This is a genomic window from Flavihumibacter sp. UBA7668, from assembly GCF_002483205.1.
In the GTDB taxonomy this organism is placed as follows: Bacteria; Bacteroidota; Bacteroidia; order Chitinophagales; family Chitinophagaceae; genus Flavihumibacter.
In genome coordinates, this window is sequence record NZ_DLHM01000007.1 from 815,443 (window position 1) to 834,934 (window position 19,492).

Genomic DNA, 19,492 nt, shown 5'->3' on the forward strand with positions numbered 1-19,492 from the left:
TTGCCTGACTGGTCCGTTAGATTTGAATGAATCTAACGGGTATTGCCATGCAAACATATGATGCTATAGTAATTGGATCAGGAATCAGCGGAGGATGGGCAGCCAAAGAGTTGTGCGAAAAGGGCCTGAAAACACTGCTGCTTGAAAGGGGAAGAATGGTTGAGCATGTAAAAGACTACCCAACCGCAAATGACCATAGCTGGAATGAATCACACCATGGAAATGCGACGCTTGCAGCAAAAAAGGCGAATCCGGTTCAAAGCAGTATTTATGCCTGGTCACCGGCATCCAGGCATTTTTTTGTGGAAGACGAGGAACATCCCTATGTGCAGGAAAAACCGTTTGGCTGGATTCGCGGTTATCAGTTAGGAGGGCGTTCTCTTGTTTGGGGGCGACAATGCTACCGGTTCAGTGATCTGGATTTTGAAGCCAACCAAAAGGATGGGTTTGGCATTGACTGGCCAATACGATACCGTGATATAGCCCCCTGGTATGATTATGTTGAACGATTTGTCGGCATCAGCGGATCCATTGAACAAATTCCTCATCTGCCGGATGGTGTTTTCCAGCCTCCAATGGAAATGAATTGTCTCGAGCAGGAAGTAAAAAAACGGATGGAGAAATTGTATGGAAAGGATCGCCGGCTGATAATGGGAAGGGTAGCCAATCTTAGTGAACGAATAGGGAATCGGGGACCCTGTCAATACAGAAATAAATGTCATTTGGGTTGTCCGTTTGGAGGCTATTTTAGCAGTAATTCCGCAACAATTCCAGCTGCAGTAGCAACCGGAAAATTAACCATCCGTCCCTTTTCAATCGTAACAGAACTGCTGTATGATAAGGAGACAAAAAAATGTAAAGGAGTACGGTTGATTGATGCGGAAACCAGCGAATTCAAAGAATATTATGCCCGCATTTTATTCCTTAATGCATCTACCATTGCATCAGCGGGCATCCTTTTGAATTCAGTATCTGAGGTATTTCCCAATGGTTTGGGGAATAATTACCAGCAGGTTGGACATAACCTGATTAATCATCATGTTGGAGCTGGTGCATCAGGTAGTTGGGAGGGAATGGACGACCAATATTACAGCGGACGAAGAGCCAATGGTCCCTATCTGCCCAGGTTTCGGAACCTCGGCAATTCAGCTACTGACAGAGCAGATTATCTCCGTGGATTTGCGTATCAGACAAGTGCAGAACGGCAGGGTTGGGCGAGAAATCCGAATGAATATGAAATAGGAGAGGAACTAAAAAAAGGACTTATTGAACCGGGAATCTGGACCATGAGCTTTGGTGGCTTTGGTGAACAATTGCCTTTTTATGAAAATCATATCCGCCTGCATCCGACAGCAAAAGACAAATGGGGCCAGCCACTGATAGTGGTTGATTGTGAAATAAAAGAAAATGAGTATGCCATGCGAAGGGATATGGTTGAAAGTGCAGCAGAAATGCTGGAAATGCTGGGCTTTTCCAATATTCAAACCTTTGACAGGGCAACTACTCCCAAGGCAAGGGTATTAAGTGTGCATGAAATGGGAACTGCCCGTATGGGAATGGATAAAAAAACATCCGCAGTAAATAAATTCAATCAGGCACACGAAGTTAAAAACCTGTTCATAACCGATGGTTCCTGTATGAGTTCAGCAGGCTGCCAGAATCCTTCACTCACCTATATGGCATTAACCGCAAGGGCATGTGATTTTGCAGTAGCAGAACTAAAAAAACAAAACCTATGATAAAAATAATTCAACTGCATTGCAACAAATTCATTGGATTAGCAGTAGTGTCTTTCTGTTTACTTTCCTGTACTGAAAAAGCAGGCCAGAAAAAAAGCGTTTTAGTTTTTTCGAAAACAACCGGTGGATATCGGCATGCATCCATTGAGGCAGGAAAAAAAATGTTCATGCAGACGGGGGTTGAAAGGGGATATCAGGTGGATACGACAGAAAATTCCGGAATATTTACGGCTGAAGGACTAAAAAAATATCAGGGTATTGTGTTTCTTAATACAAGAGGAGATATTCTGGACAGTCTGCAACAATTAGCCTTCCAGCAATTCATTCGGTCAGGGGGCGGCTTTACCGGTATTCATGCAGCCACAACAACCGAATATGACTGGCCCTGGTATAACAAATTGATCGGTGCTTATTTTGATGGGCATCCCGAACCTCAGCAGGCCGTATATCAGGTGAAGGATAAAACATTCCCCGCTGTAAAACATTTGCCAGCCAGTTTTAGCTGGTATGATGAAGTATATAATTTCAGGTCGGTTTCCGACTCCCTGAATGTTATACTAACAGTACAGGAAGATTCCTATAGCGGCGGTAAAATGGGATCCGTACATCCCGTAAGCTGGTACCATGAATTCGAAGGTGGGCGTAGTTTTTATGTTGGTCTGGGGCATTTTGACGAAGCCTATACAGACAGCTCATTTATCCGATTGGTTTGGGTGGGGATTGAATGGACTTTGTAGTTTTTGCATATCTCTTTGTTAAGAATCAATCAGAAAACAGGAACTATACCAACTAGTTTTGAGAAGCTATATTTTCTTTGTTTGCCATAATTCAAAACTATGTACCGTATTTTTTCTATTCTTTCTGTCATTTTTTTGTTGACTATTCAATTCTCCAAAGCGCAGGACAAAATTGAATCTGCTGTTACTGCTTCTGCAAATTTATCGCAGTATGAAAAATCAGAATGGAATCTGCAAATCAGCACCAGTTTTGAAAATCCCTATTTACAGGAGGAACTGGCGCTGAATATGATACTAACCACTCCATCCGGAAAGGAACTTATTCTACCCTGTTACTATGAATCTGGCCAGTCGGGTCAGGTTTCCAATTGGAAGGCAAGATTTCTGCCACAGGAAGTGGGTAACTATTCGTATAATTTTGAATTATGGAAAAAGTATAAACTTGTTCATACAACAGCAGAGCAAAGCATCCTGTCAAAAAAATCAAAGAAGAAAGGAATTCTTAAAGCGGGAGACAACTGGACTTTCCGTTTTGATAATGGAGAAGCTTTCCGTGGCATTGGTGAAAATATTTGTTGGGAGTCAAGAGCCAGTGATGATTCAAAATATTTCAAATCCCTGCATGAAAAGCCAAAATACAATTATGAAGAAATGCTTCCTGCTTTGGCTTCTTACGGAGGCAATTATTTCCGTACCTGGATTTGTTCCTGGAATCTTCCGCTTGACTGGAAATCAGGAATAAACAGTAACCGGTATACGAACTCTGATGCCTATTATCATCCGGAAGCAATCCGTAAGATGGATCGATTGGTTGAATTGTCCGATTCACTTGGATTATATATCATGTTAACACTTGGGCCAGGTACCTATGATGAAAAACATGGCCGTTATCAGACTTCTACACAGGATTTTTTCATTGATCCCAAGGCAAGAGCTCAATATAAAAACCGCCTGCGTTTTATCGTAGCACGTTGGGGATATAGTCCCGCCATTGGAGCATGGGAATTTTTCAATGAGATTGATAATATCCAATTTAGAAATGCCGGAAATCCCATTCCTTCTCCTCATATTGTTCAATGGCATGAAGAAATGAGTAATTACCTTAAACAGATTGATCCATTCGATCACCTGATTACAACCAGTATTTCCCATCGCGACTTACCAGGATTGAATTCGATACAATCCATTGATTTCAATCAGAAACATATTTATAAAAATAACCGGGCCTTACCTACCACAATAAACAATTACACGAAGGATTTCAATAAGCCCTATGTAATTGGAGAATTTGGCTATGAGTACGACTGGCAAAAAGATTTTAATCAGTTTGGAGCAGAAATGGACAGTGATTTCAAACGGGGATTATGGTACGGGCTTTTTTCATCAACACCGGTATTACCGCTTTCCTGGTGGTGGGAGTTTTTTGATGATCGTGGAACTGACCGGTATATTTTGAATGTTCGGAAAATTATGGATCAGATGCTGGAGTCGGGGAAAGGAGAATTTAACGTCCTACCTGTTACCGCAACGGAAGGAGTTGAAATTTACGCCGTAAAATGTGGAGCTAAAATTTATGTTTATGCATATAATCCTTCCACAGAATCTAAAAAAACCAGTATCCAACTGAATTCCACACAGCTTAAAAAGAAATCCGGAAAAGTGTATGATTGCGAATCAGCTACCTTTTCAACTCTGAAAAATATTGAATCAACAAAGAATAGTTTATTAAATGATATCAGTATGGAAGCCGGGAAAGATAAAGTTTTTATACTTGAATGAAACCGATTTCATGCATTTTGAATCCTGCAGAACATAAGCAAATGTTAAGAAAGCATCAGAATTCGATTTGTTCTGCATCTACTTTTGAAATAATAACGATTGACCAAAACCAAAGCTATATGAAAAGAGCCCAATGGCGTCTTTGCCTCTTATTAATTGCGCTGCTTCTGGGATCTATGCTGCATGCACAGGTAAACTCTTCCGGAACAATGCAGGTTACCGGGCAGGTCCTGAATAAAGCCGGACAACCCATTGCTGATGTAAGTGTGAATATCAAATCGTCGGGCACTGGAACAACTACAGGTGCCGATGGACGATTCACAGTTCGGGTTCCAAATGCCCAATCTGTTCTTGTTTTTTCTCACGTAGGGTTTCAGACCATTGAACAAAGAGCAGGTACTGCTTTAGAGTTAACAATTATACTGGAGGAGTCTGGCGGTACGATGGATGATGTAGTGGTAATTGCCTACGGAAGTCAGAAAAAAGCAACCGTTACAGGTGCGGTAGCAGCCGTATCAGGAAGGGAGCTGGTGCGTACACCGGTATCCAATATTTCCAATATGCTGATTGGGAATACACCCGGACTTACCGGATTACAGGGCAGTGGTGAGCCTGGTCGGAATGCTGCGTCCATTTATATAAGGGGTGTATCCACTTTTGCAGGAAGTGTGAATCCATTAGTAGTAATTGATGGAGTAGAGCAAGCACCTGAACGTGCCTTTGATCAGATGAATGCGATGGATGCAAATGAAATTGAAAATATCAGCATTTTAAAAGATGCTTCTGCAACTGCTGTTTATGGTATTCGTGGTGCAAATGGTGTAATACTGATTACCACTAAAAGAGGTAAATCCGGGAAGGCGCAAATCAGTCTTTCAGGAAATTATGGTTTTACCAAGGCAACCAATCTATTGAACAACGCTAACTCGTATGAATATGCGATGATGCGGAATGAGGCAATTCGTGTGGAAGAATCCGCCTTTCAGAATACAAGTTTTGGCCGTAATCTGTTTAGTGCAGATGATCTCTGGAAATTTCAGAATAATCGTGACTATACTCCGGATGAGGTAGCAGCGATGAGTAATTTAACTGACCAGCAAAAGACCGCATTGAATAATAGTCCGGCGCTCTATTATGGTAGCCGTGATCTGTTTGCAGAACAATTCAATGGAACCGGCCCACAGAAACAACTGAACATGAATATTTCCGGCGGCACATCGCGGCTGAAATACTTTACTTCAATAGGGTTATTTGATCAGGGCAGTATTCTTACCAATACGAAATACGAAGGGGCGAATACGGAATCCAGGTATAACCGGTACAATTTCAGATCCAATTTTGACATTGATGTGATGAAAAACCTGCAGATTTCTGTTAATCTGGCCGGGCAGTTTGGTACAACGAAGGGACCTGGTATTGGTGCAGGTCCTTATGATATGGCGGGCCGGTACAAAATCATCATGCAGTATATTTTTGATTCCAATCCAATAACGGCACCCGGTTTGGTGGATGGAAAACTGGTGAACGGATACTCCGGACCAAATGGATCACCCGGTAATCCGCTGGGTGAAAAAGTGGGAAGTTTAAAGGGACCGCAGAATGCAATTAGAAATCTGCTGGTAAGCGGATCAGAAACCTTGTTCAATACCATGTTAACCGGAAGTATAGTGGTGAAACATGATATGAATTATCTCACTAAAGGATTATCACTGAGAGGAACTTTTAACTATGACGACAGTTATGTAAAAGCTATCGTCCACGCTCCGTCACTTCCCGAATATGCCATCCGGAGAAATCCGGAGAATCCGAACCAGCTTGATTTTTTTGGAGGTGCTGTAGGGGCAGATGTATTTAATCCGGATCCCGGGCATAATTCTGTTTGGAGAAAATTATATGTGGATGCCGGCATAAATTATAACAATCGGTTTGGAGACCATGGCATAACTGCCTTATTTCTTGGAAAAGCGCAAAAATATATTATGCCTGGAAGCAGTGATAATACGCCTTCCGGAATTATGGGTCTGGTTGGAAGAGTTGGCTATAATTTCAGGGAGAAATACCTGCTTGAATTCAATGCGGGATATAATGGAACCGAACAATTTCTGGAAGGGAATCGATTTGGTTTTTTTCCGGCCTATTCAGCGGGATGGGTTGTTTCCAATGAAAATTTCTTCCCAGAGTCAAATGCAATTACATTCCTTAAAATTCGGGGCTCTTATGGTGAAGTAGGAAATGATCAGATTGGAGGCCGGCGTTATTTGTATGTACCCAGCACCTTCAATTTAAATCAGGCAGGTTATTATTGGGGTACAAGCGATGGATCGGCACAGAATCCATTTTTCTCCGGAGCAACTGAAGGTAATATTGGAAATCCCCTTGTTACCTGGGAACGAGCTGTAAAGCAGAACATAGGTTTGGAAGCCAGGTTTTTAACTGATCGGTTATCGCTCACGGTGGATGTATTTAAAGACGATAGAAAAAATATCCTGACCAGTCTGAGTGAAATTATTCCGTATGCATATGGCGTAAGTGCTTCTGCTGTTCCTCCGGCCAATGTTGGAATCACTACCAATAAGGGGTATGAAATTGTATTGAACTGGACAGATAAAATAGGCAAGGTTGGTTATTCAATTGGCGGAAATCTGAGTTATGCAAAGAACAAAATAATTTATCGGGCTGAAGCACAGAAAGAGTTTCCCTGGATGGCTCAAACCGGTTATTCAATTGGTCAGTATAAAGGACTTAAGACAGATGGATTTTTTAATACGCAGGAAGAATTGGATGCCCGTCCATATAATACCTTCAATGGTAACAGAGCTACATTCGGAGATGTTCGGTATCAGGATATAAATGGAGATGAGCTTATTGATAACCGGGATATTGTTCCCATTGGATTTTCAAATCTGCCACAGTATGCATACAGTTTCAGAGCTGCGATAAACTATAAAGGATTTGACCTGACCATGTTGTTCAATGGATCGGCAAAAGGATCTTTTAACCTGGCCAATTATCAGTTTAACACACCCTTTTTTCAAACTGCAGGCAACCTCATGCAATGGCAATATGAGGGCAGGTGGACGCCGGAAAAGGCAGCCAGTAATACTGCCATACAATATCCTCGGGCAACCATGCATGGTGGTGCGGGCGGCAATGCCAATTATCTTTCCAGCGACCTCTGGTTAATTTCAACAGATTTCTTCCGGCTTAAAAATGTGGAACTGGCCTATACCTTCCCTCCCAATCCCTTCTTCAAAAAAGCAGGCATGAGTGCTGTTCGGGTTTATGCCAATGCCAATAACCTGTTTACCTGGAGTAAGGAGGCCCTGGATAAGGGAGTAGATCCGGAATCAACTGATCAGGGAGGATATGGAATTTATCCCATGACGAGAGCGGTTGTATTTGGTGCAAACATTCGTTTTTAATTTTCAAAACTGAAAGCATGCAATATAAAAGAGTAACAAAATTTGCAGGATTGATATTGCTGGCCCTCGCCGTATTCTTTTCCTCCTGCCAGAAATATTTTCTTGAAAAACCAAATACCACAGGAAACACCACGGTGGAAACAGTTTTCGCCAACAGGATAGGAGCAGAAAGTGCCATTGCAAATGCCTATCGTCAGGTATTGGTGCAAAACTTATGGAATGGCAGTTCAATTAATAATGGAACACTTACGGGTATTTCAGGTGAGGCATCCTATGGTGAAACCTGGGCGAGTCTGGTTCGCTTTGTAACAGCCGGGTTTGCTCCCACACCATTTGAGAATAACAGGGCGCAGAGCACGGATAATTTCTTTGATAATTTCAGGAGTATCCGGCAATGTTATACAGTAATGGAAAATATTGACAGGGCGGTTGATATTCCTGCAACAGAAAGGGATCAGATTAAGGCAGAAATGAAAGGATTGATTGCTTATCGGTATATGGGTATGTTTATCAGATACGGCGGAGTTCCGCTGGTATCAAAAGCACTGGCGGCTGATGATGATCTTAATATTCCCCGCGCTTCCCTGCAACAGACACTTGATTTCATTACCGGATTGGCGGATGAAGCCGTTGCAGGTTTACCGGATACCAGAGAATCAAGGTATGTAGGCAGGTTAACAAAAGGAGCTGCACTGGCCATAAAGGCCAGGGTATTGTTATATGCTGCGCGTCCGCTATTTAACAGCCCGGCGCCGGTTGTTTCTGGCGATGATAATACCTTAGTGTGCTTTGGCAGTTCAGACGCTGGTCGTTGGACAGCTACCATACAGGCACAGGAAGCTGTGTTGGCCTGGGCCAGACAGAATGGATATGAACTAATTAATACAGGCGGTGGTACCAACATACCAAATGCAAATGCATTCGATGATTATGGAACAGCCACTTCTCTTCCCAATAATACTGAGGTATTGCTTGCCTTTAAATTGAATGAAGGTGGCAGTAAACTGTATAAGTTTTACAATCCTACCCGGTATAGTGGAAATGAACGTTACCTGACGGATAATTATGGAATGCCCACCAATTTTCTTGAAAACTATTATCGGCAGGATGGCACCGATCAGGTTTGGCCGGGAGAAGGTGTTGGCAATGCCTTTCTTTATGCAGATTATGCCAGCAAAATGCAGGCGATGGAGCCAAGATTCAAGGCATCCAATTATGCGCATGGTATTGACACCTGGAATAATCCCGGGGAGTTTGCATGGACCTATGCACAATGCAGCAGTGGACAAAATCATGAAGGAAGAGGAAAGGGTGCTGCCCAGAGTACAAAATTTTATTACCGGGCAGGTGCAAGAATCTGGTTTGATTATCCCTTATTCCGTATGGCAGAATTTTATCTTTCCCTGGCTGAAGCGTATAACGAAGCCGGAAATGCTACAAAGGCTTTGGAAAATCTCAATATCGTTCACAATCGGGCCGGATTACCTTCTATTACAGAAACAGATCAAAGCCTGCTTCGTGCTATTATCCAACGCGAATGGGCGATCGAATTTTATAATGAGAACAAGCGCTATTTTGATGTCAGACATTGGAAACTGGAAGGAATAAACAATGGTATTCTGGCCGGACCAATGCGGGAGTTTCAATTTACGCTGGTGGCACAGGGAGCGAATGATCGCCTACCACAGAACCTGCTCAACTATTATGATAAAGTGACCTATACCGTTTTCTGGGATGATAAAATGTATTTGGATCCCATTCCGCAGGAAGAAATCGATAAGGGAATTATCATTCAAAACCCCGGCTATTAATTTGTCTCCACTATTCAAATAAGGATTGCAATGCACATAAAATATTTAACCTGCTGTACTGTACTGTTGAGCCTGCTCAGTAGCATGGCTCATGCACAGGATATAAGCTCCGATTCCGATACTACCAGAGGATTGAAACCTGTTTATGAACATAACCGATTGTTAACCGTTCCCGCAAGGTTATCAACAGCAGCTATTTCAACAGTAAGCGGCCAAACGCTTTATAAAACACCAACGGCTAATTTTACCAATACATTATTCGGTAGATTACCGGGATTAACCGTTAGTCAGGGTAGTGGTGAACCCGGGAATGATGATGCACTACTTGGAATTCGTGGTATTGGAACCTATGGTTTTTTAGGGGGCTCAGGTGGTTATCATACCTATAAAATATTTGTGGATGGCTTTGAGGCCAACCGAAATTATTTCCGGAATCTATCCCCGGCAGAAATTGAATCAGTTTCCATTTTAAAGGATGCTGCTGCCCTGGCTACTTTTGGGATGCGTGGAGCAAATGGAGTTATTTATGTAACGACAAAGCGGGGAGAAGCGGGTAAACCAACCATTCGTTTTCAAACAAGGGCAGGAATTCAGCAACCCATTCATATGGCAAAGCCTCTTGGAAGTTTTGAATTTGCATCACTCTATAACCAGGCTGTGAGCAATGATAATGGAAGAGTTTGGACACCTGCTTATTCACCTGCCGAGCTTGATAATTACCGAACTGGTTCAGGAACCAATGTGAACTGGTACAACGAAACAGTAAAAGAGCAAACACCTTATGCGGATGCTGATCTTGTATTCAGCGGTGGCAATGAAGATGCAAGGTACCTGGTATCCATGAACTATGCCAATCAGCAAGGGTTATACAATGTGCCGAATACAGATACCACCTCCAATAAATTATTCCGGAGGTATAACCTCCGGACCAATCTCGATTTCAGGATGTTTAAAATTGTTGAAGCAAGAGTTGATCTGAGTGGACGGATCGGTGAAAACAAACAACCTAATTATAATACTGGTCAGTTTTGGAATGATCTGGCCAGGTATCCTGCCAATATTTATCCACTCAAAGATCCGGCCAGCGGAGAGTGGTCGGGTAGCACAATTTATCCGAATAACCCGTATGCTTCGATCAATGAATTAGGCTGGACATCCAGTAATAGCCGCATATTACAGGGAAATTTTGAATTGAAGGAAAGACTGGATGCAATTTTACCCGGGCTCTACCTGAGTCAGGCCTTTTCCTTTAACAGTTTCATGATTTCCAATTATAGTAAAACGGCGAATTATGCCCGCTTCCTGAATGGAGTAAAAACAACCACAGATGTGAACACTCCTATCCGTGCCAATCAGCAATGGCCAGGCGGACAGGAAGACTGGAAACAATTATTGGCAACAGTTGGATATGATAAAGAATCAGGAGATCACAGTTTAAAATCAGCCATTAATTTTCATCAATCGGAATTCCGCGGAGACGGATTATTTTCCTTTGCGTATCATTATCGGAATTTAAATGGAAGAGCACATTATTCTTATAAGAAAAAATACCTGGCAGAAATTGCGTTTTCTTATTTTGGATCGGATGCATTTGCAGAAGGAAATCGATGGGGATTTTATCCCGCACTATCTGCTGCCTGGATCCTTTCTGAAGAGGATTTCCTAAAATCAAGTAAGCTGGTTAATTTTTTGAAACTGCGTGCCTCTGCCGGTAAAACCGGTTCAGCGGATAGCGATGGGGCAGGTATCGGTATGCAGAATGGCCGGTTTTTGTACCAGCAGTATTATCAGCTAAACTGGAACCTGTTTTACCTTGGAAATGGCACTCCGGCATCCCAGGGTTCACTTCAGCCTCAATATATTGCCAATCCCAATGTATTTGCAGAGCGCAGTATGAAATATAATATTGGTGCTGATGTGCAGCTGTTTAAAAAATTATCCTTAACTGTTGATGCGTATGTTGATAAACGTACGGGCATCCTTACACGAGATAATCTGGTGCCTGGATCTTACGGAAATGTGGTGGTTGTAAGTAACCTCGGTGAACAAACCAACAAAGGGTTTGAAATCAATGCAGAATTTGCCGATCGTATTGGAAAATTCGACTATGCGCTTTTCGGGATGGCTTTCTATAATAAAAACAAGATCAAATATATGGCAGAAGTTCCGCCTGCCAATTCCTTCAGTGCTTTAACCGGCAGATCTTTTGGTACCAGAATTGGTTTGGAAGCAGAAGGATTCTATCAGCTCAGTGATTTTAATGCGGATGGCTCACTAAAAGCCAATTTACCAAGTCCGGCTTTTGGCGCCGTTCAACCGGGCGATTTAAAATACAGTGACCTTGACGGTGATGGCGTTGTTGATCAGCGGGATGTTACTGAAATTGGCAATCCTGTTTTTCCGAAACTGACCTATTCATTTGGGGGGCGTATTGCCTATGCAGGATTTGATTTGGATGTATTGTTTCAAGGTGCTTATGGAGCATCGGTTTATCTGTTGGATAACGGAAATATATATCGGCCTTTTGTTGATAACGGAAATGCTTATTCGACTTCAACCAATGCATGGGCCTATTATCCGGATCAGCAGATTGACACCCGCGAAACGGCCCGGTTTCCACGCTTAACAACTCAGGGAAACAATAATAATTACCGAATGAGCAGCTTCTGGCTTAAAAGTGGTGATTACCTGCGCATCCGTAACCTTACCCTTGGATATACGTTGCCTGGAAAGATGCTGGAAAAAATGCGGATGAGCAGTTTCCGAATATTTGTGAATGCAGTTAATCCGGTTACCTGGAGCAGCCTGATGAAAAATTACGATATGGATCCGGAAACGCTGGGAGGTTATCCGGCCATCAAATCCTTTAATGCCGGCATCTCTTTAACATTTTAAATCTTACAACTTCTAGTATGAAAATAGCTAAACAGCAGATCGCTTTACTGGTTGTTGGGTTCACCTGCCTGGCTTCCTGCAAAAAAGACTTTCTGGATACAAAAATAGATACCAATGCAACGCCTGAAACGATTATAACGGACAGGGCAACCCTTTATACATTTGGTAACGCTTTTTATGCTTCTTTACCAAATGGATTTACTGCTATCGACAATAACCTGTTTGCTACTGTATCGGATGAAGCGCAGCAAACGCAACCGGTTAATCAGTCGCAGGTATTTAATGAAGGTGTATTAAATGCCAACAGTAATCCGGATGAGGGCTCTTATAAACGTTTGTACGAAGGAATCAGGGCAGCCAATTTTTACCTGAATTATTCAGCGAACTGGCGGGCATTTATTGCCATGAATCGCGATACGGTTGCAGATGTGGTAAATTATAGTCGTGATAAATTGTTTATCAACTGGTATCGTGGAGAAGCTCATATTGCGCGTGCCTATTATTACAGTGAGTTGATTAAACGATATGGGGCTGTACCTCTGATTACAGAAACCTATAATCCAACAGCGCCTGTTATTGTACCGCAATCTACGTATGATGAAGTGGTTGATTATATAGTTTCTGAAATTGATACCTATAAAGACAGTGTTGCAGCCAACTGGAGGGTAGCGGGGTATGCTGATCAGGATGGAAGGTTTTCAAAAGGAGCAGCATTAGCCATAAAAGCAAGGGTATTACTGTATGCTGCCAGTCCTTTGAATAATCCGTCAAATGATTTGGGAAAATGGCAGCGGGCGGCCGATGCGGCCCGTGACCTGGTGCAGGCAACCGAGCTGGATTATGCCTTACATACTGGGGGATATGGACAATATTTCACCGGAAATAATGCGTTGAACAGTAAAGAAACCATATTTGCGGTTCGTCGGGCAGCCAGCAATCAGCCGGAGGTCAGTAATTATCCTATCTCAACACCAGGAGGAAACAGTGGTGTTGCACCAAGTCACAATCTGGTGGCCGCATATGAGTATATTGGTACACCCGACCCTGTCAATCCCTATGCCAATCGTGATCCACGATTAGCAGCATCTATTGTAACCAATGGCAGTACCTGGAATGGTCGGATCATTGATCAGTCATTGGGAGGCAGCGATGATATGACAAAGCCTAATACCAGTCCGACTGGTTATTATCTAAAAAAATTCCTGACAGATCAGTTGAATCTTACCCAGGGAGGAACCGCGCAACATAACTGGGTATTGTATCGGTATGCAGAAGTATTGCTGAATTACGCTGAAGCATTAAATGAAGTGGCTGGACCGGATATGGCACCCCAGGGTTTTCCATATAGTGCAAGACAGGCTGTACAGCTGGTTCGTAATCGCGCCAGCAATGCATTGCCGGCAATTACAGTTGCTTCAGCTGATGAATTCAGAACAGCGTTGAAAAAAGAAAGAAGGATAGAATTGGCCTTTGAAGATCACCGTTATTGGGACCTTTTACGTTGGAAAGATGCAGAATCTGTGCTGAATCAACCTATACAAGGAGTAACAGTTACCAAAAATCCCGACAATAGCTTCAATTATCAGGTGGTATCCATTGTGCAAAGAAAATTTACTGCTCCGGCCATGTATCGTTATCCTTTTTCACAAACAGAACTGGCTGCCTCCAAAGGAAGTTTAATTCAAAACCAAGGCTATTAATTCGAAACAAATTGCTTCAATATGAAAAATAGATTCGCTTGCTACCTGGCACTTGCTATGTTTGCAATTACCATTTTGAGTGCCTGCAGGAAAGACGCCGACTTCATATCAGATCCGGTTGAGGGGCCGGAGCCGCAGGCTTCGTTCACACATAACTCCGGAACACTGCAGATAAGTTTCACCAATACCAGCCAAAACGGGGATACGTATTATTGGCAGTTTGGGGATGGAGGCAGTTCTACAGAAGCTTCTCCGGTACATTCCTATGCAGTACCAGGTAAATATGAGGTCAAATTAAAAGTGAACAGTGCAGCCGGATATGCTGCTGTTTTCAATAAAGAAGTAATTGCCTCTTCACCGGCAACAGCAGATTTTGCGATTGCTTCCTCGTTTGGAACAAATCTTGTTTTCCAGAACACCTCTACTGCAGTTGAGTCTGTCTTATGGGATTTTGGTGATAACAGTACCTCTACAGAATTGAATCCGGATCATGCCTTTCCTGATTTCGGGACCTATACTGTTCGTTTAACCGTAACCGGATTATTGGGTGATGAAATAAGTACAGAAAAGGAAATTGAAGTAAAGGATATGAATTTACTAAAGGGTGGGGGCTTTGAATCAGGAGATGAAACGCATTGGCAAAACTGGGCAAGCCAGAATAATAATCCACCTCAATTTGGATATACCGGAGATAAACCTGCAGGTGCTTATGGTGCTGCCCTGCGTTTCCCTTCTTTTTCGAATAGTGGTGGTTCCACCAACCAGCTGATTTATCAGGCTGTTCAGGTAGAAGCAGGCAAAAAGTATAAATTGTCTGCACAGGTAAAAATTCCTTCCGGTGCTTCTCAGGCATATTTCCAGTTTTACATTTCTACTGATGCAAATACCTGGGTTGAAAACAATACCAGTGCAGCCAATCATTTTCTGGTAATTAATTCCTGGCATGGCTGGGGTGCACTTAATAACAGTACTGCCTTTAATGGAAGTTTGCTGGATATAGCCAACAAATCCTATGGATTTGGCGCAACAAGCGGCGGAGTATATACGGCAACTGAAACAAGAACGGTATTTATTGGAATTCAGGCAGGAACCTGGCAGGGGAAATCCAATGGAGACTGGTTATTGGATAATATGTCATTTGTAGAACTTCCTTAACAGGATGCAGCAGTAAAGGTGGTGGTTAGCGTTCATTTCTGTAGATTTGAAGCATTAATGAACTGCGCCGATGACGAGATTATGGTTGAAACTGTGGCTGTTCTTTCTTCCCTCCTTTGCCCTTGCACAAGAATCGAATCGTTATTTTAATAGTACAACAGAACAGGGACTACCAACCAATTCGTTTGATTATATTTTCCAGGATTCCTATGGTTTTAACTGGCTGGCTTCCTTTGATGGTTTGTTCCGTTGGGATGGTCATTCCTTTAAAAAGTATCAGGCCAATTCTATCGTCTACACCATATTTGAAGACAGCAGGAAAAGATTATGGGTAGGTGGTCTAAATGGGTTATTTCAGTACGACAGAATAAATGACCAGTTCAATTTTCACCCTCTTCGTACTAATCAAACCACGATTCCGGTAAATGCAATTTTGGAGGATAGGTCCGGACAATTATGGCTGGGAACCTCCTATGGGTTGTGTGCCTATGATCCGGTAAATGCAAAGGAAGAATGGTTCAGTACCGGTGCTGATGTGATCTTTTGTATGGATATTGATGCTTCGCAGAATATTTGGATTGGCACAATCAATGGTGGACTTCAACAGATTTCAGTTAAGGAAAGAAAATTGCGAATACTCCCCATACCGCAACCGGCACAAGGCAATCCGGGGTTCACAAAAATTAATAGTTTGTTAGCGGCATCAGATAGTACAATTTGGGTAGGTACGGAAAACCAGGGCTTGTATGTGTTGAATAAGAGGGGTGAATTAATAAATAAATTGGATCAGTTTTCATTGGGGGGATCAGGTAAACCCAATCTGATCCGATGTTTGTATGAAGACAGAAAAGGGACGATTTGGATTGGGGTTGTGCGTGATCTGGTTTATTTTCTTCCAAAAGGAGCAAAAGAGCCTATACCATTAAAATCGGCTGCGCAAAATAATGAGAATGAAAGACTGACTTCAATAACCTCTGTTATGGAGGATAATTCCGGAAATACCTGGTTCACATCCATCGATAAAGGACTTTTCTATACCAATCAATATAAAAACAGATTTATAAGTTATAAATCGGGCATTCGACCCGAACAGATTCCGGGTGCAATTAATGGATTTGTAGAACTGCCGGATGGAAAAGTTTGGATTGGAACAAATGGTGCGGGAATTTATAGTTGGGATTTTAAAAAAAACCAGTCTGTTCGATTGTCAGACCCCTCTTTGTATTCTGATGCGGTAAATGATATGCAGCCGGATGGAAAGTATGTTTGGATAGCGACCTGGGGGAATGGAATCCGACTATTGGATTCAGATGGAAATCAACTAAAACATTTCCATTCTAAGCCTCAGAACAAAAACGGTATGCCGGGCAACGATGTCAAAACAATACTTCCGGATGACAGCCTTGTATGGATAGGCACACATGGTGAAGGATTGGTGATTTATAATAAACGGACCGATCAGTTTATTCACGAGGGAAACAATACTAAATATCCATTTAATCTAAAAGCACCAGCCTGGATAAATCATCTCTTTAAGGATTCTCAAAAGAGAATTTGGATTAGCACCTACAGCGGACTTTTTGTGATTGATGGCGAAACCATGCGGCAATTTATTCATGCAAATGAATCAGGCAGCATTGGAAGCAATTCGGTCAATATGGTCACGGAATCACCCGATGGCAGGATCTGGATTGTACATGAAGCCGGTCTGGACAGATTTATAGATACCAGTGGAAAGTTCGAAAGGATAGCAACTCAATTAGGTCTGCCACCTGCTATGAAGTCGATAAAGGTAGATGGCGACCATCTCTGGATTAGTTCAAATGAAGGAATTCTGGAGTTGAACAGCAGCACCTTTGAAAGGCAATTGTATCGGCAAACAGATGGATTGGCATCAGATATGTTCCAACGCTCCGTTTTTATTTCCAGAAAGGGAGAAGTATGGACAGCGGGCTCAAGAGGGTTTATACGATTTAAAGTGTTACCGGATCAAATCCAACTTCCGCATTCTTTCTATTTTACCGAGTTACAAATTTATTCCAATGAACAAAAGGGTTCTAAAAACGATACTATTCAAAAGAACTATTTATATGATACGGACACGATCCTACTCAATCATAATCAATCCTTTTTTTCTATCTCATTTACCAGTCCCAATTATTATGCAGCTGAAGATTTGCGTTTTCGTTATAAATTGGACGGATTACGAAATGAATGGATAGATGCAGATAACCAGCGAAAATTATTGTTTACCAACTTACCAACGGGAAGTTATACCCTTATTTTTCAAGTTCTTCAACGGGATGGGCATTGGAAAGCTGTGGATAAAAAATTACATCTGGTTGTGCTTCCTCCCTGGTGGAAAACCTGGTGGTTTAATTTGATCCTGCTATTAATTACCATTGGTTTAGTACTGTTTTTTATTTCCTGGCGGGTTGCAAACATAAAAGCCAGGAATCTTCAATTGAAATCTGAGATTAAACGACATACTGCGTCTCTTCAGGAAAAGAATGAAGCATTAATGGAGCAACGGGATGAGATTCTACATCAGAATGAAACAATTGAAGCTGCCAATACGGAGCTGATCCGGCAAACAAACCGTATTCTGGACCAGCAAAAACAAATGGTACAACACAATTCTCTTTTAGCAGAAACAGTAGAAGAATTGCAGGCCATCAATAAAACCAAAACACATTTATATTCAGTACTTGCACATGACCTTAAGAATCCGGTTCATGCACAGGCAGAACTCTCCAGTTTTCTCCTTAACAATTTAAAGAGAATGAATAAAGCAGAGTTGGAGACTTATTTGTTAAGTCTTCAGCGCTCTTCTTCAGCACTACATGATTTATTGCTTAATCTGCTGAATTGGGCTAGAACAGAATCCAATCTGCTTGAGCCGGAACCGACTATTTGGGATTTGTCAGATTTGGTTGCAGAAAATCTTGAATTGATGAATAGTCAGTTTAGGAATAAGAATATTACCGTGGCGATTGATCTTCACACAAAAAATAAAATATTGGCAGATCGGAATATGATAGATGCTGCTTTTCGGAATATCTTATCCAATGCGTGTAAATATTCAAAGTTTAATGGAATTGTTGAAATCAGATCTGAAACTATTGAGAATAGGATTTTAATAACGGTAAAAGACTATGGTATTGGTATGAGCTCAGCGCAGTTGAATGAATTGTTCAGTTTGAAAAAAGATGCGTGGCAAGCTGGTACAGCCGGAGAAAAAGGAGTGGGGTTGGGCTTGTTGGTGGCGAATGAATTTATGAAAGCAAATGGTGGATCCATCCAGGTAGTTTCAACTCCCGGATCCGGGAGTTTATTTACCCTTGCCTTTCCTTTGGCAGAACATTCTGAAATATCAGAGCATAGAAGTTTACGATATGTTGCCAGCCAGCAACCATCTGCTGAATTGGTACTCCAGGAACAGGATCGATTGCTGATTCATGGTAAAAAAATTCTAATTGTTGATGATAACCGGGAAGTGAGGGAATACCTTAAGCTTGTTTTATCGGGATTATTCGAAATTTTTGAAGCTTCCGGAGGAGAAAATGCCTTGAAAATTATGGACGAAACCATACCGGATATTATTCTTGCTGATTTATTGATGCCTGGAATGGATGGCCTCCGCTTTTGTAAAGAGATTAAATCTAAATCTTCAACCAGTCATATACCTGTAATTTTATTAACGAGTCAGGTACAGGAACACATGCAAAAGGAAGCTTATTCAGCAGGTGTTGATATTTATCTGGAGAAACCTGTAAAGAATGATTTACTCATTCAGCTTATTATCAATTTAATACTAAAGAAAGAAAAGCAACGGGAATTGATAATGGAATTGGTGACAACTGAGCAATCTATGTCTGCGGTTACTGCAGGACTTAATAAATCAGATGAGGATTTTTTAAGGCAATTGGTTGAGTTGATAGAAACAAATCTGGCAGATTCTTACCTTGATGCACGTATGCTCAGCAAAGAAATGAGCGTAAGCCGTTCTGTATTATATGCAAAAATTAAAAGTCTGACAGGCAATACAGTTCATGAATTTATAAAGTCAGTAAGGCTTCGAAAAAGTGTAAAATTGTTATTGGAGGGGCGATTGAGCATTACTCAGGTGGCATTTGAAGTTGGCTTCAGCAGTCGCTCCTATTTTGATCGATGTTTCGTAAAGCAGTATAAGTTGGCTCCCAGGGAATACATCAATAATTATTTACCCGGGAAGAATAAAAAAAAGTAAAGGCA

The 19,492-nt window shown here is 41.8% G+C and carries 9 protein-coding genes; all 9 read left to right on the top strand.

Features of this window, described 5'->3' with window-relative positions:
• Window positions 1-47: 47 nt before the first annotated feature.
• The 9 genes from B2746_RS20945 (at window position 48) to B2746_RS20985 (ending at window position 19,487) form a co-directional block, all read left to right on the top strand.
• A complete protein-coding gene (locus tag B2746_RS20945) occupies window positions 48-1,739 on the top strand; it encodes a GMC oxidoreductase (protein ID WP_290798600.1) in 1,692 nt (563 codons plus the stop codon).
• Window positions 1,736-2,476: a ThuA domain-containing protein gene (locus tag B2746_RS20950; RefSeq protein ID WP_290798602.1), complete on the top strand. Its 741-nt coding sequence runs from the start codon at window positions 1,736-1,738 to the stop codon at window positions 2,474-2,476. Before B2746_RS20945 ends, B2746_RS20950 begins: the two co-directional genes overlap by 4 nt.
• A gap of 99 nt (window positions 2,477-2,575) precedes the next feature.
• Entirely contained in the window at window positions 2,576-4,255 is a 1,680-nt protein-coding gene (locus B2746_RS20955) for a DUF5060 domain-containing protein (RefSeq protein WP_290798604.1), read from the top strand.
• 119 nt (window positions 4,256-4,374) lie between these two features.
• On the top strand, window positions 4,375-7,677 hold the full coding sequence (locus B2746_RS20960) for a SusC/RagA family TonB-linked outer membrane protein (protein WP_290798606.1): 3,303 nt from the start codon (window positions 4,375-4,377) through the stop codon (window positions 7,675-7,677).
• A 17-nt stretch (window positions 7,678-7,694) separates the two neighbouring features.
• Window positions 7,695-9,488 (top strand): RagB/SusD family nutrient uptake outer membrane protein, encoded by a 1,794-nt coding sequence (locus B2746_RS20965; protein WP_290798608.1) that lies wholly within the window; start codon window positions 7,695-7,697, stop codon window positions 9,486-9,488.
• Window positions 9,489-9,518: 30 nt separating this feature from the next.
• Window positions 9,519-12,383 (top strand): SusC/RagA family TonB-linked outer membrane protein, encoded by a 2,865-nt coding sequence (locus B2746_RS20970; protein ID WP_290798610.1) that lies wholly within the window; start codon window positions 9,519-9,521, stop codon window positions 12,381-12,383.
• 17 nt (window positions 12,384-12,400) lie between these two features.
• Window positions 12,401-14,083 carry a RagB/SusD family nutrient uptake outer membrane protein gene (locus B2746_RS20975; RefSeq protein WP_290798613.1) on the top strand — a complete coding sequence of 561 codons (1,683 nt, stop codon included), beginning with the start codon at window positions 12,401-12,403 and terminating at the stop codon, window positions 14,081-14,083.
• Between the two features lie 21 nt (window positions 14,084-14,104).
• Window positions 14,105-15,238, top strand: a complete 1,134-nt coding sequence (locus B2746_RS20980) for a PKD domain-containing protein (protein ID WP_290798616.1) — start codon at window positions 14,105-14,107, stop codon at window positions 15,236-15,238.
• A 70-nt stretch (window positions 15,239-15,308) separates the two neighbouring features.
• Window positions 15,309-19,487 (top strand): two-component regulator propeller domain-containing protein, encoded by a 4,179-nt coding sequence (locus B2746_RS20985; RefSeq protein WP_290798619.1) that lies wholly within the window; start codon window positions 15,309-15,311, stop codon window positions 19,485-19,487.
• Window positions 19,488-19,492: the final 5 nt, after the last annotated feature.